We start from the raw sequence: 22,001 nt of genomic DNA, 5'->3' as shown, positions 1-22,001 counted from the left end.
CGCGAAAAAGAATAAGGACAACGAAGAAAAAGAAAACCTCCAAAGTGTTAGCTTTGGAGGTGGACTAAAAGGCAATACCAGTACGTTCATTCGGTCAACCTGACGCAGAAAGTATCCTTATACTTTTTTGTATCACCACCAAGTACCTTAGGCCGGATACTCATGCGGCAGGGGCATATTGATGCGCTCGTTCCAGGGTAAGCCGTGCCGGATCAGCATTTCCATGAAGGGGTCCGGATTGAGCTCTTCGCAATTATACACACCTTGTTTCATCCAGTCGGGGTTGGTGAGCATCAGCATGGCGCCGATCATGGCCGGTACGCCGGTGGTGTAGCTCACGGCCTGCGCCCGTACTTCGCGCCAGCACTCGGCATGGTCGCAGTTGTTCCAGACGTAATACGTCTTCTCTTCGCCGTCTTTGAGGCCCTTCACCTGCACGCCGATGGACGTTTGTCCCTGGTAGTTTTCGCCCAGCGTATCGGGCGCGGGTAGTACGGCTTTCAGGAACTCCAGCGGCACGATGTCTATTCCCTTGAACTTGATGGGCTCGATGCTGGTCATGCCTACGTTTTGCAGCACGTTGAGGTGCGTGATATACTGCTGCCCGAAGGTCATCCAGAAGCGGGCGCGCTTGAGGGTCGGGAAGTTTTTCACCAGCGACTCCAGCTCCTCGTGGTAGAGCACGTAGCTTTCGCGCTCGCCAATGCCGGGGTAGTCGATGGGCTTGTGGATGGACATGGCCGGGATTTCTACCCAGGCCCCGTTTTCCCAGTAGCGGCCCGGCTGCGTGATCTCCCGGATGTTGATCTCTGGATTGAAGTTGGTCGCAAAGGCTTTGCCGTGGTCGCCGGCGTTGCAGTCCACGATGTCGAGGTAGTGCAGCTCATCAAAGTGGTGCTTGGCGGCGTAGGCCGTAAATACCTGCGTCACACCCGGATCAAAACCACAACCCAGCAGCGCCATCAGTCCCGCTTCCTTAAATCGCTCCTGGTAGGCCCACTGCCAGCTGTACTCAAACTTGGCTACGTCTTTGGGCTCGTAGTTGGCGGTGTCGAGGTAGTGTACGCCCGTTTCGAGGCAGGCGTCCATGATGGTCAGGTCCTGGTAGGGTAGGGCCACGTTGATCACCATCACGGGCTGAAACTGCTTGATGAGCATCACCGTCTCGGCCACGATGTCGGCATCTACCTGGGCGGTTTGTATCGTTACGCCGTGCATCTGTTGGATTTCGGCAGCAATCTTGTCACATTTCGCTTTGGTTCGGCTCGCCAGCATGATTTCGGTAAAGACGTCGCTGTTAAGCGCGCACTTGTGCGCCACCACGCTTCCTACGCCACCGGCTCCGATAATGAGTACTTTGGACATATTACGTTTCGTTGTTTTTTTGTAAATGGTAAAAAAATATTTTCGAGAAAAGTACAGCTGGATAGGTAGCAAAAACAGTACGGACTACTACCTATGCAGGGGTGCTGCATCCCAGTCGTTTACCAACGCGGAGTCGAAACAACCGTGCCTACCCGACTAGCAGGCAGCAAAGATAGAAGAGCAAACCCGTTTTTGTTTAGTATATTGACAATTTACACCACTACTTCACGTATGGATATTCTTCTACTCATTCTTGGCGCGGGCTGCTTGCTGGTAGGCCTGGCCGGAGCGGTACTTCCCCTGCCCGGTCCGCCGCTCAGTTATGGTGGGCTGCTGTTGCTGCACATCAGTCGCTTTGCCGAGTTCACCACGGCTACTTTGGTTACACTCGGGATCGTCACGGCCTTGATTACCGTGCTCGACTACTACATACCCATCTGGGGTACCAAGAAGTTTGGCGGGACGCGCTACGGTAGCATTGGGGCCGTGGTAGGCTTAGTTGTCGGCTTTTTGTTCATTCCGGCCATCGGAATATTCCTGGGTACTTTCCTGGGGGCGTTGGTGGGGGAGCTCATTGGCGGGGCTAGTAGTAAAAATGCCATTCGCTCGGCAGTAGGCTCGTTCATGGGGTTTCTTACGGGCATTTTTATCAAGGTATTCCTCTGCCTGGTGATGCTGGGCTTCGCTGTCGTGGCGCTCTGGAGGTACTTTGCGTAGCGTTCGGTAAAAAGTTCTTGCTTGTTTTAAAAGTTTAGTTGAAATTAGTAATGCATGAAAGTGTTGAAAATTAAATTTTTAGTAGTTGACTACCCAAGAAGCTGTAAGTGAATAGTACTCCGTATAGATATTTTTCTAAACAGTGGTTTTGAATTAGAAATGGCTATGAAAAAAATAGTTTGTTTTACTAGCTTTTTGGGCTTCTTCTTTTGTCTTGTCAGCTGCGAAAAACAGCAATTGGCCCCCAATCCAAATAAAATTTCTCTTGAATACCAAGGGTTGCTCATTGATTTTGGAGATATCAAAATAGAAGACTCCGATTTGGAGTTAGATGGTGGGATAGGTCCGAGAGCGTTTGGTACAAGCAACATGGAGGATATTAATGGCTTTAACTACTACATACTGTTGGATTACAGAAAAGATAGCCTTGGCAAATACTTTTTTCACAAGATCAATTTTGGAATAAATGAGAAGAGAGGGGCCAGGCTTTACCATAATAAGGTTTACTATGCGAGCCTTACAGATGGGTACAACAATACTAATTTTAGTCATACCATCTCTGCGAATGGATTAAAAGCGCAGGGAAGTTTTTCTGGTACTTTACAGTCCATTGCGGAAGGAAATATTGAAGTCAAAAATGGTTCTTTTGATCTGGATTTTAATACGATCCGGGATTATTGAAGAATCATTTTTGTGTTTTCAAGGTCAATACGTGCTGTGTATATATTGTGGAGGTACTTTGCTTAGGCCGGATTCGATCCAAACACGTGCTGCCAAATGACCCCATATACCTCGGGTGCTTCCAGGGTACTTTGGGGTAAAGGTTCATCCGTAATACAAACGGGGTAGTACTCGGGCGGCACGCCGGGGCTGCCGTGGGAGCCCTTGACGAGCGTAGCATCCAGCGGAATTACGTCCATAAGGTACCTGAAGCCCAGAAGCTTTCTTCCCAGCTTGTAGCCCGCCCGCAGCTTAATCAACGGATTGTTCGGGTCCATGAACATCTCCACGGGGTCGTAGCCTGGTTTGCGGTGGATGTCCACCAGGCGGGCGTAGTCGGGGGCCTGGGCGTCGTCGAGCCAGTAGTAGTACGTAAACCAGCTGTCGGCCTCGGCCACCGCCACCAGGTCACCGGAGCGCTCGTGGTCGAGGTGATAAGCCTTTTGTTCTTCCTGATCAAGTACCTGCGCGATTCCCGGCGTGGCCAGCAGGCGTTTTTTGACCTGGGCAAGTACCCCCGGATCGTTGACGTAAACGTGCGCGATCTGGTGGTCGGCGGTGGCGAAGGCGCGCGACGCCCCGGCGTCCAGGAGTTCGTACCAGCGCTCGGTCCGGACGGCGATGAGGCCCTCTTCGCGCAGGATGCGGTTGATATGTACCGGACGGCTCACGGGATTGATGCCGTACTCCGACAGCAGAATAATACGCGCTCCCTGGGTTTCGTAATGTTGTACCAATTCTTCCACCAGCCCGTCAATTTCTCCCAGCTCGGTACTTATTTTGGAAAAATCCGGCCCGGACTTTTGCAGGCAATAGTCCAGGTGGGGTAGGTAAATGAGCGTCAGCGTAGGGTCGTGCTTTTTGTCTACCCAAATAGAGGCGTCGGCGATCCACTTCGAGGACTTGAGGTTGGCATTGGGCCCCCAGAAGTTGAAGAGCGGAAAAGTACCTAAATCTTTTTGGAGCTCGTCGCGCAGGCTGGCCGGGTGGGTGTAGCAGTCGGGAGCCTTCACGCCGTCGGCGTGGTACTGCGGCCGGGGCGTGGCGGAGTAGTCGGCGGTGGAGTACATGTTATACCACCAGAACATCTTCGAGCAGGTGAAGGCCGGGTCTTGCCGCCGGGCCGCTTCCCAGATTTTCTCGGCTTGCACCAGCTTGTTCGATTGCTTCCAGAACTTCACTTCGGCGTCTTCGCGGTCGTACCAGCCGTTGCCCACGATGCCGTGCCCGGCGGGCCAGCGGCCCGTTACGTAGCAGCTCTGGGCGGTGGTCGTGACGGCCGGCAAGACGGGCTTGATGGGCGTGAGGTACCTGGTTTGGAGGTACTTTTTCAAAAAAGGAGTATGCTCCCCGATCAGGTTGGCGCTCAGGCCCACTACGTCGATGACGACCGTCTTTTGCATGATTGAAAAAAATCGCTGTAAAGTACCTCTGCACCGAAGGAAAAGGTACTTTGAATTTTATACTAATAAAAACTACCCCTGAAGTACCTCTTTGACCCACTCCAGCTCCCGCACAATGGACTCGGCGATGGGTTTTTGGATGTCGGCGGGAAGTACCCCCCAGGTGTAGGTTTCTACTTCGAGGTGGTGCGTAAAAGGTACCTGCTTTTGGATGGCCAGCGTTTTGAGGATTTCATCCTGCGTCGAATCCAGCGTCCCGTAGGTACCCATAAACAGCGGTACGTGAAAATGCACGCGCCATTCCTGCGCGCTGCCTTCGGTCCAGGCGGCGAGTGCTTCGGGCAGGTCGGGGTACTTTTGCAAGGTACCTTGCGGTTGGCGCGCCACGACCTGGTGCAGGTACACGGGCTCGTCAAATGCCCGGATGGCCGCTATTTTTTGCTCGGCGTCCTGCTCCAGGCCCAGCTTCACCGCCGAGCTGATCTGGATTTTACCCACCTTGATGCCCACCGTATCCAGGCGGTCAAGTACCTCGGCGGGCTCCTCGTAGGCCACCGCTACGTGGCACACGTCGAAGCAAAGCCGGATGTGGTCCAGCAGGGCCTCCTTGGCCCCGAGGGCGGTCATGCCGTACTTTTCCTGGAGGTAAGGTACCCCCACGGGCAGCAGGTAGTCGCGGTACCAGCTCACAAACTCCACCGAGTTTTCCAACAGTCCGTCGGGTTCGGGCTCGATGTCCAGGTGCAGCAGCTGGCCCGTCGCCTGCCGGATCTCGATCAGTTTTTCGGCCACGTACAGAATATTCTGCGTGGCGGTTTGGATGGCGTTTTCGGTCGTTTCTTCGCCTTCCCACCAGAAGCGGTACGACAACGGCGAGGTCGATACGCCGCCGTCGAGGCCCTCGGGCAGGAGCTGCGCCAGGATCGTGAACAGCCGGAGCGTGTACTCGGTGCGGTCGGCGGTGGTCCAGTCGGGCGCGTGTACCTGGTCTTTGACGCGGGTATTGTGGAAGCCCCCGTAGGGAAAGCCGTTCATGGTAAAGACGTACAGGTCGTTCTCGGCCAGCCAGGTTTTAAACTCCGCCAGGCGCGCGGGCTCGCTCAGCTCCAGAGAAGCGTCGTTGGCCAGGCGCAGCCCCAGGGCAAAGGGTTGGTCGGGGGCCAACTGAGTCCGGATGGTAGGTAGGTTTTCTTTCAGCGTCTGAAAGTGCGCGTCCCATTGCTCGCCGGGATGTATATTGCTGCAGTATGTCAGGTGTCCGTGGGGAGTTTTCATGTAGGTTGATTCAGTGGGTTAGGTAAGGGGATTATCGCTATTAGATCTTGTAAATCAAATTTGTGAGAAGTACATATTACATCAGACTAGACTGTACATTCCTTACTTTAATTCTCATCGATCTATTTTCTTTATAAACGCTTTTACTCTCGGGATTTCAGAACCGTCAGTCATGTCCAATATTACTATTTCTTTGATAATGACTTCTTCGGAATAGGCTGCAAATAAAGAAAACCAGATTCCCTCTTCAAAGTCAAGGTGCCAGGTTGTGATAATTGTGTGCTGGGGTAAGTAGGGACTATTAATATCTACCGCTATGAAAGAGATTTCTTCGTCAATTAGGTCGTGTATTTGCTTACTTTGCTTGCCAATTGTGCAAATATATACGACATCTTTACTTATAACCTTTCTAATTACTTCATCAATATATCTTCTTGGCTTATCATTTACAATTAGGACACAAAGCCAATTTTTTAAGGGAATTTGATCGAACCAGTTCTTTTCTGTACTGTATTCGATAATCGTTATTTTTCGGTCGTTAATATGATCTACCAACTTCGGATGAGCAATAGCAAGTTACACAAATTCAAAAGTACGTCTTAAATCCCCTCAACTCGCAAAGCTAGGATACAGCGCCTGTAGGTAATCCACCGCGCTGGCGATGACGTCCGTATCCATGTGATGTACCTCAACACCTTTCCCGATTCGTTCCAGCAGCATAATGGTCAGTTGACCGCCCAGGTGCTCCCGGAACTCCTGCAAACCGTTTCGGAGGTTTAGCTTGTCGTTTTCAGAGAGCTTGGGGTGGTAGAGCTCAAAACCGAGCGTATGGAAAACCGTGAGGATGCGCTCCAGCTCCGCAGCGGGCAGTAGGCCACTTTGGGTAGAGTACACACTGTCGAGGGCGATACCGATGGCGACCGCCTCGCCGTGCCGGATGCTGAAGTCAGTGAGGTACTCCAGCTTGTGGGCGGCCCAATGGCCAAAGTCCAGCGGACGGGACGAGCCAAACTCGAAAGGGTCGCCGCTGCGGATGTGCTCGGTATGCATTTCGGCGCAGCGGTGGATGAGGTACTCCATCGGGGCGCTGTCGCGGCGGGCCAGGGCTTCAGCGTTGGCTTCGATCCAGGCAAAAAAGGTTCTGTCTTTGATGAGCGCTACCTTGATGGCTTCCGAAATACCGGCTCGCCAGTCGCGGTCGTCGAGGCTTTCCAGAAACGTGAGGTCGTTAAATACCGCCACGGGGGGCGCAAAAGTACCCAGGAAGTTTTTTTTGCCGTGGTAGTTGATGCCGTTTTTGACGCCCACGCCCGAGTCGTTTTGTGAAAGGACCGTCGTCGGAATGCGGATGTGCTTCACGCCCCGGTGCGACACCGCCGCCGCATAGCCCACCAGATCGAGCATGGCCCCACCGCCTATGGCAATCACAAACGAGTGGCGGTCGATGCCGTGCTCGTCGACGGCCCGTACCAGTTGGTCAAAAAGCGCCGGATCATTTTTGGCTTGTTCGCCGCCGGGTACCAGCAGGATGTCGGGTACCAGATGCACGTGGCTGGAGAAAGTCGAAAAGTAGGACGTGATGGCATCCGGTAGCTCGGGGTAGTGCGGAAGCAGACCCGCGTCTACCACCACCAGCGCCTTCCGCCGGAAGCCGGGTTCGTGGAGTGCTTCAAAAAAGCTACGCAGCAGCGGGTTGGACTCCTCGAAAAGATTCCGGGTAAAATATATAGAGTAGCTATAAGCTACCTGAAAATGTTGTTGGATGGTTTGCATAAAAAAAGGTAACACTAGGTTACGGCAAAAATTCGAGCTAAAAGAATGGACAAAGGTAGTAACAAAACCACCACTAGGGTAAGGTACCCGTAGCCAAACACCATGCACCAGGCCGCGTTCATGACGATCAGCGCTAGTACTCCGGCCTTGACGGCCTTCCCGATCTGCGGGCCAACGGGGTTTTGGACGGCCCGCCACAGCGGACGCCCCACCAGGATGGCATGTGCCAGAATGAGCGGTAGCGCCAGCAGGAGGTTCCCTTTTTGAAAAGATACGACTAGCTGCACCAGGTGTACCAGCCCGTATAGTACCCAGGCGAAGTAAAGCGTGCGCCGCTTTCCGCCGTGTACCTCGTCCTGGCTGATGAGCGTAATGGCCCCGATGTACACGATAGGTACCAGCGCCAGCCAGCCCCAGCGCCCCAGCGACTCGGGTACGGCGCTCATGCCGAGCAGCAGATTCCCACCCCGGCAGGTACCCATCACCACGGGCCCAAGTACCCTATGGTGCTTGGCAAAGCGATCGTAAAGGACCGCCAGCAGAGCGACGGCTAGCGCCAGCCCGGCGCTCAGGGGACTATGCAGGCTTGCCGCCAGCACACCTACCAGCAGCAGCGACCACCCCAGCAGCGCGGCTGAGCGCCGAGGTACCTGGCCGCTCGGGATGGGGCGCTCGGGCCGCTCGATGGCGTCCAGCTCGGCGTCGAAGACGTCGTTGAGCACTACGCCGCCGCCGTAAAGCCCCAGGGTAGCCAGCAGGAGCCAGTAGGGGGTACTTTGGGCAAACAGAAATCCGGCAATGGCCATCCCGGCCAGGATGTCGGCTACGGCCGTGACCAGGTTAGCGGGCCGGGTGAGTTGTAAATACGGTTTCAGGCTAGCCACGTTAGTTAATCACAAGGGAATCTTTGGCCACGCGGGGTTGCTGGCCACCCCGCAGGATGGTGTTGCCGTTGAACTTCTGACTTTGGTCTACTGCCAGTCCGTTTTCAAAATCGGCGACGTCGATCTGGCCGCTCTTGCCAAAGGCGTCAATGGCGTTTTGGTAGGTCACGAGCCGGATGGCTTCGTCCGGGATGCCGCGCATTTTCATCAGGGCGGCGGTTTTGGGCAGTGCCAGCGGATCGGAGATGCCCCAGTCGGCGGCGCAGTTGATCATGATGCGTTCGGGGCCGTACTTTTCAAGTACCTTGACCATCCGTTCGTTGCCCATCTTGGTAAACGGATAAATCGTAAAGGCCGCGTAAAAGCCCTGATCCAGCACGCTCTGCACGGTTTCTTCGTTGTTGTGGTCAATGATTACCCACGACGGGTCCAGGCCGTGCTCCAGCGCGATGGCCATGCTACGCTCCGTGCCCTGTTTCTTGTCGCGGTGGGGCGTATGTACCTGCACGGGTAGTTGGGCGGCCTTGGCCAGCTCTAGCTGGGCGCGGTAGTATTTCTCCTCGGCGGGCGTTTGATCATCAAACCCGATTTCGCCTACGCCTACTACGCCTTCTTTGTACAAAAACAACGGTAAGATCTCCATCACCTGCTCGGCCAGGGGCTCGTTGTTGGCCTCGCGGGAATTGAGCCCGATGGTACAGTAATGCTTGATCCCAAACTGCGACGAGCGGAAGCGCTCCCAACCCACCAGACTGCTGAAGTAATCTTTAAAGGTAGCCAGTCCGGTGCGGGGCTGGCCCAGCCAGAAGGCGGGCTCGATGAGCGCCACAATCCCGGCGTCGTACATGGCCTGGTAGTCGTCGGTGGTGCGGGAGGTCATGTGGACGTGCGGATCAAAAAAGCGCATGCCCCGGATCGCCTCGCGGTAGTCGTCCCAGGCCAGGTCGCGGTGCGTCATGACCTCGCCACTGTCCTCAAAGTGCGAGGGGTACTTTTCTACGGTATTATGGTTTTGACACATAGGTATTTAAATCGTTAAATTCCAGGTCGGCCCAGCTGAGTTTTTTGTGCTGCACCGATTTTTCGAGCTCCGGGTACTTAGCCAGCAGCGCGTGCGCCGGAGGGTACTCAGCCTGGAAGCAAGTCAGCGCCGCCGCTTCGCGGTCGTGCTGCGATCCGGAATTAAAAAGGTACTTTATATCTTCTAAAAGAGCTTCATCTAAAAATTTACTGACCAACCGCCAAACCTCAGGGGCTACGCTCCGTCCGGCGGCCCAGCGCTCGTGAGCAAAGTCAGACAGCGTCCGGGCCAGCTTTTCGTTGGCGCGCTCGTCGAGGCCCACGATGAGGTGGATGGGCTTGTCGTTGAAAATCGTTTTCAGGACCAGCTGGTTCCAGGCCAGGTCGGTGAAGTACCTGGCGGGGTAGGGGTTTTGTAGGGCCAGCGCATCAAAAACTACCCCCATGTTGGAGCGCACCGCCTCCGTAGCCCGAAAAAGCCATTGCTCCGGGTAGGCCAGCAGCGGCAGGGCCGAGTATAGCGCCACCAGCTCGTTCATTTCGGCGGTATCGAAAAGCGTTTCCAGGTGCCGAACGTAGGCCTCGCGGTCGGTAGTGTCGAGGCACGTAAGCAGCCATACCCGGCTCAGCCGCACCAGGCTCCAGCCCATTACCGAAAAGCCCGGTAGCTGCTGCGCCAGCTCCAGCGCGTGGGAGACGTCGGGCTGTACGATCTGCTTGGAAAGGTAGCGCGGCGCGGCCACGAAAGCCGTCATGAGCTCCATAGGGCGGGTAGCGTCCTTTTCCTGAAGCCATTCCTTTTCGGCCACCGTCAGGTTTTGTTCAAGTATTTCCCAGAGAATAGCGTTCATAGTAGCATGCAATGTCAACGTGGCAAGGGGTACTTCGCCACCAAGTACCTACTAGGTACTTATCAAAAAAAACGGAAGTGTTGGTGACGTTAAGTACTAACGAATCTACCGCTAAGTCCGTTTCTCTTGATCTTACTTTCGTTGGTTATTTTCCGTTCTTTATTCCTTTTTTGCGTAGAGATCTACTTTGCTTAGCCTACGGTAATTTGTTCAAATACCTGCGCAGGCGGGTAGGTATAATTCCCTTCTCCTAGCCGGAGAAGGGTTAGGGCGGACGCCGGAGGAGCGCCTCCCGCGCGGATGAGGTTGGTATTCAGGAATGAGCTCAGGCATTCATAAGCTCTTCGATCTCCTCGGCTTCGATGGGAATGTGCTCCATGAGATCCTTGTTGCCGTCGGCGGTAATCAGGATGTCGTTTTCCAGCCGGATTCCCAGGCCTTCTTCCCGAATGTAAATCCCCGGCTCGCAGGTAAATACCATGCCCGCTTCGAAGCGCCGGTACTTGTTGCCAACGTCATGCACGTCCAGCCCCAGAAAGTGCGAAGTACCGTGCGGGAAGTACTTGCGGTAGGCGGGCCAGTCGGGGTCCTGCTTGGCGATGTCCTCTTTGGTGATCAGCCCCAGGCCAAGTAGTTCGCTTTCCATCACTTTACCTACTTCCACGTGGTATTCGTCCCACAGGTTCCCTACCACGAGCATGCTTTTAGCGGCTTTGAATACGCGAAGTACCGCATCGTAGACGGCACGCTGACGCGGCGTAAAGCGGCCGTTGACGGGGATGGAGCGCGTCAGGTCGGCGTTGTAGTTGGCGTACTCGGCGGCTACGTCCAGCAAAAGTACCTGTCCGTCCTGACATAGCTGATTGTTCTGGATGTAGTGCAGTACGCAGGCGTTGGCCCCGGAGGCGATAATAGGCTGGTAGGCAAAGCCCCGCGAGCGGCCCCGGACAAACTCGTGCAGCAGCTCGGCTTCGATTTCGTATTCGGCGACGCCCGGCTTCACGAACTTCAATAAACGCAGAAAACCCGTCCGGGTGATGTCGCAGGCCTGCATGAGCAGCGCCAGCTCCTGCGGCTGCTTGATGGCCCGTAGGTAGTGCATGAGCGGGGCCAGGCGCTGGAGCTGGTGCAGGGGGTACTTTTCTTTAAACTCCCGAACGTAACGGGCCTCGCGGGTTTGGACCAACGACTCGTTGCGGGTGTGCTCGTTGGTGTTGAGGTACACGTGTTCGGCTTCGAAGACGATGTTCCGAAAAACCGCCTCGAATTGGTGCGTCCAGAAAATAGCCTGGATGCCGGAGGTACTTCGGGCCTGCTCTTTGGTAAGCTTCTCGCCCTCCCAGATGGCGATCTGCTCGTTGGTCTCACGCAGGAAAAGTACCTCGCGGATTTTTTCGTCGGGGTGTTCGGGGAAGAGCAGCAGGATGGTTTCTTCCTGGTCTACGCCGGAGAGATAAAACAGATCGGTATTTTGCCGGAAGCCCATGGTGCCGTCGGCGTTGGTAGGTAAAATATCGTTGGCGTGCAAAATTACCAGCGATTTGGGCTTGAGCATACCGGACAGGCGTCGACGGTTTTCAACGAAAAGGGATGAGTCTATTGGTAAGTAGCGCATAGAAAGTAGGGGTATGATAGATACTTTTTGCCAGAAAATAAAGTTATTGCATAGCGTATCTATTTCGGTAGAGGCACCAAAATTACAAACTTAGCAAAGACTAATCGTTTTTCGTGTTCATGAAAGCATTTCTGCTCGGTGTTTTACTAAGCACCTCATTGGCTGTATCCGCCCAAACCAAGTACTGGATCTACCTCAAAGACAAAGATTCTGGGGCCCAACCCGCTATTTCCGAAGTTACTATACAAAATCGACTGCAGCAGGGGCTAGTCGCTTTCGACGAAACGGACCTGCCCCTGAAGCACGAGTACCTGCGCGGCCTGGCGGCGCAGGGAGCTCATCCCATGCTGCAATCCAAGTGGCTGAACGCGGTGTCGGCCTTTCTGACTGCCGAACGGGCCGAGGCGCTGCGCCGTCTCGACTTCGTCACCGACGTAGTACCCATGAACTCCGATTTCTTCATTGCCCGGCAGCAGCCCGTGGAGCGCGCCATGCTGGCTCCCGTCATGGCCCAGGTACAGTCGCAGGCTTTTTTACAATCCAACTTCACGGCGCAGGGCGTCACGGTGGGGATCATTGACGCGGGCTTTTACGGCGCCGATTCCTCCAACGCTCTGCGGCACATTTTTGCCAGCAACCGCGTATTGGGCATTCGTGACTACGTAAAACCTTTTCAGGCTGGCGAGATGCTGTATAAAGTAGCCGAGTCGTTTTCGGACGTGCACGGCACCGAAGTGATGGCCGCCGTGGCCGGCCTGGACCCCGTGGACCAGATCCAATACGGCATGGCCATGAACGCCAAGTTTTACCTGGCCCGTACCGACTACTCCCTGCGCGAGTGGCGCGGCGAGGAAGACAACTGGATTGCGGCCATGGAGTGGATGGATAGCCTGGGCGTGCGGCTGATTAATACGTCGCTGGGCTACGCCAAGGGTTTTTCTGACCCCAAAGAAAACTACGAGCCCGCGCAAATGGACGGCAAAACGAGCGCCATCAGCCGGGCCGCCCAGATGGCCGCCGATAAAAAAGGCATCATGCTGATTGTTTCGGCCGGTAATGAGGGTGACGACAAAAGCTGGCGCATCCTGTCTACGCCCGCCGATGCCAAGGGGGTACTTGCCGTGGGCGCTACCAACCAGCGCCTCTGGAACCGCATCAGCTACAGCAGCATCGGGCCGGAGTTTTTGCCTTACATCAAGCCCAACGTTTCGTGTTTCTCATTGTATGGTACTTCGCTTTCGGCGCCCGTCATTACGGGCTTTGCGGCTTGCCTGCTCCAGGCCAACCCCAAGTTGACCAACAAGGAACTCATGGAAATAATTGAGAAATCGGCGCACCTGTACCCCTACGGCAACAACTACGTAGGCTACGGCGTACCGATGGCCTCGCGGGCCCTGGCGCTGGTCAAAGCACCCTACTTGCCCGACAACGGTAAACTGGTCAAAGCCAGCGGGAAATCGGTAGAAATAGCCGTGGACACGCCCGAGGCCCTGGTGGCGATTTACCGCAAGAAAAACAAGAAGGACGTCATAGCCCAGCAAACGGCCAAAGTCCAGAACGGTAAAGTGACCCTCAAGCGCCAGGCGGGTGAGCAGTACACCACCATCGACCTCAAAGAGTACGCCGTGGAGGTAGTTTGGGAGTAGCGTGAGGTACCTGATTTGGATTAAAAAACGAATGTGTAGTACCTACCGGCGGCGGGCGTAGGCAATGGAAATTTTTGCCCGTACCTTTACGGTATGAAAGAACTAAAGGCCGTTATTTTTGACATGGATGGCGTGATCTGTCACACCAATCCGTACCATTCCCAAGCGTTCCGGGCGTTTTTTGCCCTGCGCGACTTATCGCCTACCGACGAAGAATTTGCCCGGCACATGTTTGGCAAGAGCAACAGCTACATCCTGAAGCATTTCTTGCAGCGGGAGGTAGTTGGGGAGGAGTTCTTACGATTGGAAGAAGAAAAAGAGGGGCTGTTCCGGAAAATCTACGAGCCGCATGTGGAGCCCATTCCCGGCCTGCTGGAGCTCGTGGACGACTTCAAAGCGCACCAAGTACGCCTGGGCGTAGCCACGTCCGCCCCCCGCGCCAACCTGGACCTCATCCTGAGTAAACTACCCCTGCGCGATAAAATGGGCTCGATCCTGGCCAGCGAAAACGTGACGCACCACAAGCCCGACCCCGAGGTGTACCTGAGCTCGGCGGCCAACCTGGGCGTGGAGCCGTCGCAGTGTGTGGTGTTTGAAGATTCGTACTCGGGCGTGTCGGCGGCGCTCAACGCGGGCATGAAGGTGGTGGGGGTACTTACCACGCATACACCCGCCGAACTACCCCCCTGCGACCTGTACGTAGAAAACTACCTGGAGCTAAACTACGCCCGCCTCGCGGCTCTGTTTTGACGAAAGTACCTTGGAAGGTACCTTCGCACGGGTACAAAAAAGCGGCGGACTCCCTACCTGAGTCCGCCGCTTTTTTGTGATTTTACTTTCCCTAAACGAGACTTTATTTATCATGAATAAGCGGGAAGGTACCTTGCGAAGTACCTTTTGCCCTGTTTACGCTAGGTTTTCAGCCACCATTTCTCAAAAACCGGGTACTTGTGTAACCCCAAAGTACCTTATTCGCATTTTATAAAACGGCGAATAGTGTAAAATTTCCCGGAAATTATACCTTTACCCCGTTCAATCAACCTTCACAAATGCACTCTTAAAATCTATGTTGAAGTTTTCCTTCAAAGCCTGGCAAGTATCTCTGGTACTTTGGCTGCTGGCGCTGAGCCCAGCTACGCGGGCGCAACAACTACCGGCGGGCCCGCAGGTACTTACCTTCTACTCCGACGTCGACGACACCGAGCAGCCCTACGGCTTGTACCTGCCCAAAAATTACAACCCCAAGAAAAAGTACCCCTTGGTGGTGATGCTCCACGGTGCGGGCTCCAACCACCGGCTGGCGTTGAAGCGGGTTTTTGGCAAAACGAACCTTCCCGGCGAAACTGACGTGGAGACCAGCCGGTACTTTCCCGCCTGGCGCGACGTCGACTACATCGTGGCCTCGGCCTACGCGCGGGGTACCATGGGCTACCAGGGCATTGCCGAGAAAGACGTGCTGGACATGGTGGCCGACGTGAAGCGCCGTTTCTCGGTAGACGAAGACCGTACCTACCTCACGGGCCTCTCGATGGGCGGTGGTGGTACGATGTGGATCGGCCTGAGCTACCCGGATATGTGGGCGGCCATTGCGCCGGTATGTCCGGCTCCGCCGCAGGGTACTTTGCCGCGGGTACCTAACGCCCTGCACGTTCCGATGCACTTTTTCCAGGGCGACGCCGACCCCGCCGTGAAGGTAGACTCGACCCGGCAGTGGGTGCAGCGCCTCAAAGACGCGGGCACGAATGTCACCTACGTGGAGTACCCCGGCGTGGGCCACGATAGCTGGGAAAATGCCTACAAGGATGGCTTCATCTTCGACTGGTTCTCGCAATTCCGTCGCAACCCGCACCCTGACCGCGTTCGGTTTGCGAGTACGCAGTACCGCCACGGCAAGGCCTACTGGGTCGTGCTGGATGAATTTACGCCGGGCCGCACCGCCTCCATCGAGGCCAGCTTCACGGCGGCTAACCGCATCGAGGTACAGGCCAAGGACCTGAGTGCCTTCACGCTGAACCTGGCCGGGCACCCTAAGTTCAAGGCCGGGAAACCGCTGGAGGTGGTGGTTAACGGGCAGTCGGTACGTACCCAGACGCAAGGTACCTTGAGCCTGAGCGAGCGCGGAGGTACCTGGGCTGAGGGCAAACCCGCCGTAGGTACCCTTTCCAAAAAAGCCGGTACCGAGGGGCCGCTGAGCGAGGCCCTGGCCAGTCGGCACGTATACGTGTACGGTACGGGGGGCAACCCTACGCCCGAGGAGCTCAACCGCCGCCGGAGCGTGGCGGGGCAGGCCGCGGAGTGGTCGGGCTACCGGGGTGAGTTTTTGGGCCGGGTGATGGTGTTTCCGCGCCTGTTGAGCGACCAGGAAGTACGCCCCAGCGACCTCGAAAGCGCCAACCTCATCCTGTTTGGAACCAAAGAAACCAACAGCCTCATCGGGCGTTTCGCCGACCAACTACCCCTTGAGCTAAGTACCTCGGCCACGGACTACGGCCTGGCCTACGTATTCCCCCACGGCAGCCGCTACGTGCTCATCAACTCCGGCCTGCCCTGGTGGACCGAGCCTGCCTCCCCCGGCGGGGCGGGCTACCGCTTTGCCACCGGGCCGGTCAATTCCATTGGTCGGTTTGGGGATTTTATTCTGTTCAAAGGTAACTACGCCAACGTGGTGGCCGAAGGGCGCTTCGACCAAAACTGGAAGCTCGCCGAGGCCGATGCCCAAAAGCTTAAGGCCTCTGGTGCAGTAACGGTGATAAAATAAAAAAATAGCTAATGTTTTGTTAATCATATATATATATATATATATTAGCAGGCACATAGCTATGTTTTTCTATTTTTTCCACTTAACCATTTAACTGTATGAAAAGAGTAATCGCTTTAGCTTTGTTTGGGATCAATGCGCTTTTGCCTGTCTCTGTACAATCCCAAATGAACGAACATTGTGCTTGTACTATCAGGCCAGGAGGTACTTGCCCTTATATAAGAGTAAGTTACCAAGTGCCCAATGGTCAAACTTGTTGCTATATGTATGCTACTCCTGGAGTTCCTATTCAAATGGGACTGTACGATTGTAATAATACTTACATGGGAAATGTGATGTATATAGATGAATCCCTTTTGGAGCAATGCAATGTAGGTTGTACAGCTTAGTATATTTTATATCCAACACAAAAAACTGATAAGATCATGTTAAAATCAACAAATTTATTAATAATTACTGCAAGCTTGTTAATCATTTCTTGTAGTGGAGAAAAAGCGGTAATAGAATCCCCTGTTGTTTCTAAAACTCAATTAGTACTTAAGACTGAAAATGAGAGGGGAAATTTACGAATGGTACCGTACAACCATAATATGCATGGTGTATCGCTTAACGTGGACAATCATGAACAGATTATGCGTACTATGTATCAAGCTAAGCTTTTTGTAGCCGAGAATAATTTACACCCAAATAGTACTCATGAAAAAGGAGGAATTGGGCCTCTTTCCTGGCAAGAACAGGACAACCTTGCGCGCTCATTTTTGGCAAAATATGATCAAGATCCTTATGCATTCTTTTACCGTCAAGAGGTCGCCCAAAAAATGATTACCCATACGGATCTCCTGGCTGATCCATCCGAAGGAGCGATAGCTACGCTGGAATTTTATGTCAACCTCATGGTTGATGAAGGCATGTACTCACCAGGTTTGTATTTCTATACGTTGACTCGTCTTAAAAATCACTGGCCTAAAAGTCGTGTGAAAGAGACTGTAAAAAAGGTTTTGAGTGAAAGTGAAAAGTATGCTACTAAAGACAAGGCAACGGCTTTTGAATATGAAAAGCATGCGGGTACGGATAAATTGAGTGCGGAAATGGTAGTTTATTTTGAGGAAGTAAACCGGCTCAACCAGCTTTACGCCCAGCGGCTGCAGCGCTTGTAGCCAAAAAAAGTACTTTATAAAAAATGCCGATGCTCAGCATCGGCATTTTTTATTAAGATATTAACTTCACGATTCTCAGGGATGGTACTTCTAAAAAAGTTAAAAGCTACGGAATGCCTCGCCAACATTTTTTGGTCATAGCGTCGTCGAATCTGTCACGCGGGCGTCGAAGACACTGGTGATAACCTGCCCGTTCCGCTTGATTTGGAGGAAAATCCGATACTGGCCCTCTTTGGGAAAGGCGTACGGAAACGAGATGCGGTGGCCATGCTCCATGCCCGTGTGGGTACTTGCGGTGGCGGTGGTCATGCCCATTTGCTGCATGAGGTACTTTTCGCGCTCAGCGGCGGGCATTGTTTTGAGCGAAGCCAGGTACCTGTCGATGCTGTCGCGAAAGACAGCGGGCACGGGCCGCTTGTAGGTACGGGCGGTGTCGGCGATGCGCCCCGTGAGGGACTGCTCGGCGGCCATGACGTAGGTACCCGTGGGGTGCAGGTGGATGTACACCGAGCCGTCGGACCGCACAATGGCGGCGTGGCCGGGCATGCCCAGGTAGGGTTCCAACGTAGCCGGTTTGCCATCAGGATCAAATACTTCGAAGCTCAGCTGGTAGGGCTTGCCCGCCTCGAAGGCGCGCCCGGCGGTACCTTCCCACACCACGTAGGAGCCGTCGGTGAGCTGGGTGCGGGTACCGGGTAGTCCGCAGATCACCACGTTCTCGTCCAGGGGTACTTTTTTGGCGTTATTCAGCGGAGCGGTTACTACGTAGGTGTCTTCGTCGTCGGTTTTTTTGAGCGCAAGTACCTCCGCACGCGGCAGGGCCGGAATCTCAACGGTGTCCATGATGGTTTCGGCGAAGCCTGAGTATTGTACTACATCGGCGTAGACGAGGTACTTCCCGGCGGGTAGTTTGGGCAGGTAGGCCTGGAAAGTGGTACTGTCGCGGCGCTCGGGGTGCAGGTGCGCAAAGGCATCCAGGCCGGGTACCCGCACCAGGAAGAGGTGCATGAGCTTGCCGTGGTCGGGCACGAGGTAGCTGAGCATGTTGCCCCGCCGTTGGTTTTTCCAATTGGTGGTGTCCACCTGCAGGCTAAATACCCGCTGGCCGTCTTCGATGGCTACCTGAGTTTTGGCTTTTAGGGGTTTATAAATCCACTGCCGGTAGTCGGCGGCCCAGCTGTCCCACCAGCTGCTGCCGGTATAAAGTACCACACCACAAACCACCGTGGCAATGCCCATGTTGATCCAGCGTTTGCGCTTCTGTTGGGGCGTCAAATGCTGGCCGGGCCGCAGCAGGCCGTCGCTCACGCTGGCCCCGATCACCGTGACGAGCAGAAGTACCAGCAGCAGCCCCAGCAGCCCCAGCCCGATCCCCAGCTCCACGGGCATGTCGCGCTCGGCGGTCGAGACGGCCACGATGGGAATCACGAGCTCGCCTTTGCCTTTGTCGCCGTCTATTACTACCTGCACACTGGACGAGCCCCATTCCATGAGCCACACGATGCCGTCAAACTGGCCGAGCTGTCCGGCTACGGCGGGAATGTCGTCGTACGTAGGTGCCCCTTCATCGCCCGAGCGGAAGTAGATAGGCCGGGCCTGTACCTGGTTGGCGCCGCCGTTTTCCACAAAAACCGTCACTTTAGCCGTGCCCGGTATCACGTCCGGCGGCTGTACGTTCACAAGTACCCGATAGGGCCCGGCCTGCCCTTGCAAAAGTACCCCCGAACTACCCACGTGGGCGAAGGTGGGGAACGTAGCCAGGAGGATAAGTAGTAAGCTGAAAATCTTTTTCATCGTTGAATTTTGTTCATCCAGGTACCCCAAGCCAACCCGATGCGCGTAGAAAGAATGCTGAGCGGGAGCGCAATGCCGAGCCCTTTCAGCAGCTCAGGGGTACTTTGGAGTTCCCAGGGACCAAATTGGTAGCGGTATTCCCAGTCGGGCGAATTGCCAAAGTACCAGTAGTGGCTCCCAAAAAACCAGTTGCGCGCCAGCGGTGATTCCAGCAAAAACGCGCCGAAGTACCATTGTACTACAAAGTAAATTACCAGAAACGCGGTACCCAGCAGCAACGAAAGTGGCCAGGCTTTCCAGTGGGGGTACTTGTGCAGGAGCGTGTCCAATACCAGCGACGGTACGATGAGCAGCAGCGGGAACTTAAAACCCTGGTAATGGTCGAAGTGGTGGAGGATGGGCCCCAGCTTGGGCTCCGCCGGAAAGAGCGGGATGATCCAGAGCGTGAGCAGCAGTATGGCCGAGTATACGGCCGACACGGTGGTGATGGTCCAGCGGCCGGGTACGGCGCGGCCAAAGGCTACCAACAAAAACGGAAATGCTACGGCCGAAATCTGGTAGAAGCTGGCCGTATGGGAGTCGCGCTTGTCGATCTCCTCCGAAAGCAGCGTAAACCACATCGTGAGCAGGAAGCCCGCCGACAGCGCAAAAAGCCAGAAAAGTACCTGGTGGCGGCTTTGCTGCTGCGCAGAGGTACCCGTTTGGGAGTACTTATTTTGATTTTTAAGGGCTAATACACTCACGATGGCCCCAAACTGCACCCCGATAATCCCCAGCGCCAGCACGGTATGGGGCGGCGAAAGAATGGTGACGTCCAGGCCGTAGGTACCGTGCCACCAGTCGTCGAAGGGTGCGGAGGTAAGCATGGCCAGCGCGCCCCAAATGCAAAAGAGCGCGCCCAGTGAGCTATAAAAGAACCCCCAGATCTTGACGCTTCGCTCTTTTTCGGCCAGGGAGCCCACAAAGGTAGTTCGAAGTACCTCGTAGCCCGAGAAGATGCCCGATACGACGGCCCCCACGTAGATGATGAGGTGAGGCGGCGAAAATAGCCCGTCGCGCCCGATGCTGATGTGCCAGCAGATGTCCCAGATGAGGCCCGTAATGACGCAAAACGAAGAGAAAACCACTGCGTAAACGTAGGTGGGAATACCCAGGCCCAAGTCGGTTTGGCGGGCGGGCGGCTGGGTAGTTAAAGGGGGATGTAAAGTGCTGGCCATACGGGCTAAATATAGGTTTGGGATCGGGCTATTTCGAGTAGGACAACCACACGGGAGCCTACCCCTACGTACCGCTAGTAAAGGTACGTAAAGTGTCAAAAAATATACTAGTCGAGCAAGTAGGTATTTTTCTGAATCAGAACGGTCGCATGGCTTTCACAAACCGGCTTTTAAAGTAGGTCGAGTAGAGGTTGTCTTCGCGTACGCCGCGGGAAGTGGAGGCGTGAATAAAAATGATTTCCTGCTGTCCGCGCACGTCCGTGACAATACCCGCGTGCGATACGTACCCTTCCTTGCCGGCTTCGGGCACGAAGAAAAGCCAGTCGCCGGGTTTGATGTCGCTCACCTCAGGTACTTCGCGGCCAAATTCCGACTGTTGCCACGAGATCCGGGGTACCTGCATACCCGCCTCGGTGTACACGGAGCAGATCAGCCCCGAGCAGTCGATACCCTGCTTGTCGTTGCCCCCGGAGCGGTAGGGGGTACCCGTGTAGCTGCGCGCGATGTCAATCACTTGCCGCACCGCCGGGGCGGCGTTGGCGGTGGTGCTACGGCTGGGGTAGGTTGTTCTGGCGTTCGGGGTGGGTTTGCGCGCGGGGGCAGAGGCAGTAGGGCGTCGGTTGGTGGTACTCCGGTTGGAGGAGGCACCCCGGCTTGCCGAAGCGGGCGGCTTGCGCGCTAAGGTACCCGAAGCCGCAGGCCGACGCGAAAGGGTACCTGACGATTTGCGGGAGGTTGAAGAGGTACTGGTATTGGATTTACGGAGGGTTTCACAAGCGAAAAAAAGGACGGAAAGCAAAAGTAGGGAGCAGACGGATACGCGACTTTTCATGGACACAGAAAAAAGTTTTGTTTCAAAAGTAACGAAACAAGCTCGAAAATGGTAGCCAGCCGGGCATAAAAAAAGGCCGCTCCTGCGTAGGAGCGGCTTCGTTCATGTGTATAGTGTGAAGTAAGGTACTTATGAAAAATTTCTACCGGGCTTTGCTATAATACTTCATAGCTCCGGGAATCTGGCGGTTCAGGTCCCGAATCCGGGTGTCGTCCGAGGGGTGGGTAGAAAGAAACTCCGGTGGTTTTTGGCCTTTTGATTGCTGTTGCATGCGCGTCCAAAAAGCTACCGCCTCCTCGGGATTGTAGCCCGCTTTGGCCATGAAAATAAGGCCCAGCTTATCGGCTTCCGACTCCTGGTTGCGGCTGTTGGGAAGCAAGTACCCTACCTGTGCAGCGGCCGGAGCGGCCAGCCCGTACAGACCATTGTAGATCGACTGCGTTTGCTGGGGCTTATTAGAAAGCGCCACGCCCAGACCTACCTGCCCGGCCGTAAGTACCCCCTGCGACAGCAGCCCCTGGCTCATGCGCTCGGCTCCGTGGCTGGCAATGGCGTGGGCAATTTCGTGGCCCATGACCACGGCAATGCCTTCGTCGTTCTGGCAAATGGGCAGAATTCCCGTGTAAAAAACGACCTTCCCGCCGGGCATACAGAACGCGTTCATCTGTGGGTTGTCCACCACGTTGTACTCCCACTGAAAGCCCTCTATAAGCTGGCTGTAGTTGTTTTCGGCCAGGTAAGATTCGACGGCTTTCTGAATGTTGAGGCCCACCCGCCGTACCGATTGGATGGACGCTCCGGAGCGAACAACTTTATTGGTATCCAGAAACTCTCTGTAGCTCTTGAAGCTCATCGGCAAAATCTCCTTGCTGCTAACAAGCATGAGCTGGTTGCGGTTGGAAAGGGGTACTTTTTGACAGGAAGCCACAAACAGCAGCGACGCCAGGGCGGCTATAACTATTCTTTTCATTTTC

Annotated in this window: 19 protein-coding genes; 6 read left to right on the top strand and 13 right to left on the bottom strand. The window is 54.9% G+C overall.

Features of this window, described 5'->3' with window-relative positions:
* Window positions 1–147: 147 nt before the first annotated feature.
* Complete coding sequence (locus HNQ92_RS09015) at window positions 148–1,392, bottom strand: saccharopine dehydrogenase family protein (protein WP_343062979.1); 1,245 nt, start codon at window positions 1,390–1,392, stop codon at window positions 148–150.
* 204 nt (window positions 1,393–1,596) lie between these two features.
* On the opposite strand from HNQ92_RS09015, the gene HNQ92_RS09010 reads away from it, so the two are divergent.
* Window positions 1,597–2,082 (top strand): DUF456 domain-containing protein, encoded by a 486-nt coding sequence (locus HNQ92_RS09010; RefSeq protein WP_184173316.1) that lies wholly within the window; start codon window positions 1,597–1,599, stop codon window positions 2,080–2,082.
* Window positions 2,083–2,247: 165 nt separating this feature from the next.
* Window positions 2,248–2,763: a hypothetical protein gene (locus tag HNQ92_RS09005; RefSeq protein WP_184173314.1), complete on the top strand. Its 516-nt coding sequence runs from the start codon at window positions 2,248–2,250 to the stop codon at window positions 2,761–2,763.
* A 62-nt stretch (window positions 2,764–2,825) separates the two neighbouring features.
* On the opposite strand, the gene HNQ92_RS09000 is transcribed toward HNQ92_RS09005, so the two are convergent.
* From HNQ92_RS09000 to HNQ92_RS08965, 8 genes are all read right to left on the bottom strand, one after another.
* Window positions 2,826–4,205, bottom strand: a complete 1,380-nt coding sequence (locus tag HNQ92_RS09000) for an alkaline phosphatase family protein (RefSeq protein WP_184173312.1) — start codon at window positions 4,203–4,205, stop codon at window positions 2,826–2,828.
* A 72-nt stretch (window positions 4,206–4,277) separates the two neighbouring features.
* Window positions 4,278–5,480 (bottom strand): metabolite traffic protein EboE, encoded by a 1,203-nt coding sequence (gene eboE / locus HNQ92_RS08995; RefSeq protein ID WP_184173310.1) that lies wholly within the window; start codon window positions 5,478–5,480, stop codon window positions 4,278–4,280.
* Between the two features lie 114 nt (window positions 5,481–5,594).
* Window positions 5,595–6,035, bottom strand: a complete 441-nt coding sequence (locus HNQ92_RS08990; RefSeq protein WP_184173308.1) for a DUF7684 family protein — start codon at window positions 6,033–6,035, stop codon at window positions 5,595–5,597.
* Between the two features lie 54 nt (window positions 6,036–6,089).
* Window positions 6,090–7,253, bottom strand: a complete 1,164-nt coding sequence (locus HNQ92_RS08985; protein ID WP_184173306.1) for a 3-dehydroquinate synthase — start codon at window positions 7,251–7,253, stop codon at window positions 6,090–6,092.
* 14 nt (window positions 7,254–7,267) lie between these two features.
* A complete protein-coding gene (gene eboC, locus HNQ92_RS08980; protein ID WP_184173304.1) occupies window positions 7,268–8,137 on the bottom strand; it encodes a UbiA-like protein EboC in 870 nt (289 codons plus the stop codon).
* Window position 8,138: 1 nt separating this feature from the next.
* Complete coding sequence (locus tag HNQ92_RS08975; RefSeq protein ID WP_184173302.1) at window positions 8,139–9,158, bottom strand: TatD family hydrolase; 1,020 nt, start codon at window positions 9,156–9,158, stop codon at window positions 8,139–8,141.
* On the bottom strand, window positions 9,142–10,008 hold the full coding sequence (locus HNQ92_RS08970; protein ID WP_184173300.1) for an EboA domain-containing protein: 867 nt from the start codon (window positions 10,006–10,008) through the stop codon (window positions 9,142–9,144). Before HNQ92_RS08970 ends, HNQ92_RS08975 begins: the two co-directional genes overlap by 17 nt.
* Window positions 10,009–10,333: 325 nt before the next feature.
* Entirely contained in the window at window positions 10,334–11,623 is a 1,290-nt protein-coding gene (locus HNQ92_RS08965; protein ID WP_184173298.1) for an aminopeptidase P family protein, read from the bottom strand.
* Window positions 11,624–11,742: 119 nt separating this feature from the next.
* On the opposite strand from HNQ92_RS08965, the gene HNQ92_RS08960 reads away from it, so the two are divergent.
* The 4 genes from HNQ92_RS08960 to HNQ92_RS08945 all read left to right on the top strand — a co-directional run bounded on the left by HNQ92_RS08960 (window position 11,743) and on the right by HNQ92_RS08945 (window position 17,184).
* The gene (locus HNQ92_RS08960) at window positions 11,743–13,269 is read left to right on the top strand and encodes a S8 family serine peptidase (RefSeq protein WP_184173295.1); all 1,527 of its coding nucleotides are present in this window, start codon (window positions 11,743–11,745) and stop codon (window positions 13,267–13,269) included.
* Window positions 13,270–13,362: 93 nt separating this feature from the next.
* A complete protein-coding gene (locus tag HNQ92_RS08955; protein ID WP_184173293.1) occupies window positions 13,363–14,019 on the top strand; it encodes an HAD family hydrolase in 657 nt (218 codons plus the stop codon).
* 316 nt (window positions 14,020–14,335) lie between these two features.
* Window positions 14,336–16,027: a carboxylesterase family protein gene (locus HNQ92_RS08950; protein ID WP_246439827.1), complete on the top strand. Its 1,692-nt coding sequence runs from the start codon at window positions 14,336–14,338 to the stop codon at window positions 16,025–16,027.
* Between the two features lie 425 nt (window positions 16,028–16,452).
* Window positions 16,453–17,184 (top strand): hypothetical protein, encoded by a 732-nt coding sequence (locus HNQ92_RS08945; RefSeq protein WP_184173291.1) that lies wholly within the window; start codon window positions 16,453–16,455, stop codon window positions 17,182–17,184.
* A gap of 135 nt (window positions 17,185–17,319) precedes the next feature.
* Here the strand turns inward: HNQ92_RS08945 and HNQ92_RS08940 are convergent, their stop codons facing one another.
* The 4 genes from HNQ92_RS08940 to HNQ92_RS08925 all read right to left on the bottom strand — a co-directional run bounded on the left by HNQ92_RS08940 (window position 17,320) and on the right by HNQ92_RS08925 (window position 21,997).
* Window positions 17,320–18,978 (bottom strand): hypothetical protein, encoded by a 1,659-nt coding sequence (locus tag HNQ92_RS08940; RefSeq protein WP_184173289.1) that lies wholly within the window; start codon window positions 18,976–18,978, stop codon window positions 17,320–17,322.
* Window positions 18,975–20,195 carry a hypothetical protein gene (locus tag HNQ92_RS08935; RefSeq protein WP_246439818.1) on the bottom strand — a complete coding sequence of 407 codons (1,221 nt, stop codon included), beginning with the start codon at window positions 20,193–20,195 and terminating at the stop codon, window positions 18,975–18,977. The genes HNQ92_RS08940 and HNQ92_RS08935 overlap by 4 nt, the downstream gene beginning before the upstream one ends.
* Before the next feature lie 136 nt (window positions 20,196–20,331).
* Complete coding sequence (locus HNQ92_RS08930; RefSeq protein WP_184173287.1) at window positions 20,332–21,027, bottom strand: C40 family peptidase; 696 nt, start codon at window positions 21,025–21,027, stop codon at window positions 20,332–20,334.
* A gap of 142 nt (window positions 21,028–21,169) precedes the next feature.
* Window positions 21,170–21,997: a M48 family metallopeptidase gene (locus HNQ92_RS08925; RefSeq protein WP_184173285.1), complete on the bottom strand. Its 828-nt coding sequence runs from the start codon at window positions 21,995–21,997 to the stop codon at window positions 21,170–21,172.
* Window positions 21,998–22,001 lie beyond the last annotated feature (4 nt).

The organism is Rhabdobacter roseus, assembly GCF_014202275.1.
GTDB lineage: Bacteria > Bacteroidota > Bacteroidia > Cytophagales > Spirosomataceae > Rhabdobacter > Rhabdobacter roseus.
Note: the sequence above shows the minus strand (reverse complement) of the source record. Positions and strands in the feature narration are given on the sequence as shown.

What these genes read in the sequence shown, in the direction of transcription:
- HNQ92_RS09010 (WP_184173316.1), top strand. Translation starts at nt 1,597, where the DNA reads ATGGATATTCTTCTACTCATTCTTGGCGCGGGCTGCTTGCTGGTAGGC.
- HNQ92_RS08945 (WP_184173291.1), top strand. Translation starts at nt 16,453, where the DNA reads ATGTTAAAATCAACAAATTTATTAATAATTACTGCAAGCTTGTTAATC.
- HNQ92_RS09005 (WP_184173314.1), top strand. Translation starts at nt 2,248, where the DNA reads ATGAAAAAAATAGTTTGTTTTACTAGCTTTTTGGGCTTCTTCTTTTGT.
- HNQ92_RS08975 (WP_184173302.1), bottom strand. Translation starts at nt 9,158, where the DNA reads ATGTGTCAAAACCATAATACCGTAGAAAAGTACCCCTCGCACTTTGAG.
- HNQ92_RS08970 (WP_184173300.1), bottom strand. Translation starts at nt 10,008, where the DNA reads ATGAACGCTATTCTCTGGGAAATACTTGAACAAAACCTGACGGTGGCC.
- HNQ92_RS08935 (WP_246439818.1), bottom strand. Translation starts at nt 20,195, where the DNA reads ATGGCCAGCACTTTACATCCCCCTTTAACTACCCAGCCGCCCGCCCGC.
- HNQ92_RS08960 (WP_184173295.1), top strand. Translation starts at nt 11,743, where the DNA reads ATGAAAGCATTTCTGCTCGGTGTTTTACTAAGCACCTCATTGGCTGTA.
- HNQ92_RS08940 (WP_184173289.1), bottom strand. Translation starts at nt 18,978, where the DNA reads ATGAAAAAGATTTTCAGCTTACTACTTATCCTCCTGGCTACGTTCCCC.
- HNQ92_RS08985 (WP_184173306.1), bottom strand. Translation starts at nt 7,253, where the DNA reads ATGCAAACCATCCAACAACATTTTCAGGTAGCTTATAGCTACTCTATA.
- HNQ92_RS08955 (WP_184173293.1), top strand. Translation starts at nt 13,363, where the DNA reads ATGAAAGAACTAAAGGCCGTTATTTTTGACATGGATGGCGTGATCTGT.
- HNQ92_RS08965 (WP_184173298.1), bottom strand. Translation starts at nt 11,623, where the DNA reads ATGCGCTACTTACCAATAGACTCATCCCTTTTCGTTGAAAACCGTCGA.
- HNQ92_RS08925 (WP_184173285.1), bottom strand. Translation starts at nt 21,997, where the DNA reads ATGAAAAGAATAGTTATAGCCGCCCTGGCGTCGCTGCTGTTTGTGGCT.
- eboE (WP_184173310.1), bottom strand. Translation starts at nt 5,480, where the DNA reads ATGAAAACTCCCCACGGACACCTGACATACTGCAGCAATATACATCCC.
- HNQ92_RS09000 (WP_184173312.1), bottom strand. Translation starts at nt 4,205, where the DNA reads ATGCAAAAGACGGTCGTCATCGACGTAGTGGGCCTGAGCGCCAACCTG.
- HNQ92_RS08930 (WP_184173287.1), bottom strand. Translation starts at nt 21,027, where the DNA reads ATGAAAAGTCGCGTATCCGTCTGCTCCCTACTTTTGCTTTCCGTCCTT.
- HNQ92_RS08950 (WP_246439827.1), top strand. Translation starts at nt 14,336, where the DNA reads ATGTTGAAGTTTTCCTTCAAAGCCTGGCAAGTATCTCTGGTACTTTGG.